The sequence below is a fragment of the Microcystis sp. LEGE 08355 genome (assembly GCF_015207185.1).
Taxonomy (GTDB): domain Bacteria; phylum Cyanobacteriota; class Cyanobacteriia; order Cyanobacteriales; family Microcystaceae; genus Microcystis; species Microcystis panniformis.
The window spans coordinates 1-1,151 of record NZ_JADEXI010000931.1; the positions used below are offsets into that span (position 1 = coordinate 1).

Consider the following 1,151-nt stretch of genomic DNA (forward strand, 5'->3'; position numbering starts at 1 on the left):
CTTTTACTAATATTTAACTCTTTTTCTTCCCCTCTAAAAAATGCAATTGATTCGGCGTGAGTCCGAACATGAGTAATGGCGTATTTATAGGTTCCTTCGGTTTCTAATTGTTGTTTACTGACTTTATTTAATTGTTGAGTAATATAGGTAGCAAGAATATTTCCAATAATCGTATAAACCAAAAGCACAATAGAAATGGTTCTAGAAATTGACCAAAGGATGACAATAAAAACCATCATCTCCATGAGTTTTTCGACGCAAGTTGTTAAAAAGTCCATCGTTGTTCTGGTGATGGGTTGAATTTCTTGGGATAAACGTTGATCTGGATTTTCAATATCTCTTTTAAAATTGATTTGATAATAAGCACGATTTTTAAAATATTTTTGCAAGATACTACTATTGATCCATTGATACCAATCCAGCGCAATTAGTTGTTTAAGAAACTTGGACAATCCTCCGAAAAACGTCATACTACCTAGGGTAATCCCATAAATAATGACAAGATGAGTTAATTTTTCTACATCCCTAGCTTCTGTGAAGGTAATTAAGTCTCTAAAAACAAAACTATTAAACGCATTAAGACCTACTAATCCCACTAATAATAAAAACAATAAAACGAGCATTCCCCAGGAACGAATAATCTGTGAAAAGGCTCTATCCTGGTGTTCTTTAGGATACCAATAAACTTGAATAAATCTTAAAAATTCTTGAAGAGATTGATTGAAAGTTCGGACATCTTCTTTGAGATTTATACTATCTGAGGTTTTTTCAGCAACATTCATAGGATTCTCCTTACTCTAAAATGAGGGACATTAGAACTTTGAATGTCTATCTCTTAAGTTAGACACTAATTCAGCATACCATAAAAATCTGCATTATTATCAGAAATTATATTATTACTATTTTCGGGATTTTCTACAGTTCAGGAATGAATACTAACCGAATTGAATCAGATTCATAATCGTTTGATAATTTTGGCAGGATTACCAGCAACAACAGTAAAAGGTTCTACATCTTTTGTTACAACAGAACCTGCTCCAATAATTGCTCCTTTCCCAATCGTAAACCCTTTAAGAATACCAACATTAAATCCAATCCAAACATGATCTTCTATCACCACGGGTGCAGATTGTATATCAACATCCTTAGCA

Annotated in this window: 1 protein-coding gene and 1 pseudogene; both read right to left on the bottom strand. The window is 32.7% G+C overall.

All coding sequences use genetic code 11. The features are described from left to right. Positions 1 to 782, bottom strand: a pseudogene (locus IQ242_RS25385) (ABC transporter transmembrane domain-containing protein); the annotation flags it as partial. A gap of 173 nt (positions 783 to 955) precedes the next feature. Next, positions 956 to 1,151, bottom strand: a 196-nt coding sequence (locus IQ242_RS25390) for a DapH/DapD/GlmU-related protein (protein WP_305070296.1), incomplete at its 5' end; no start/stop codon positions are given.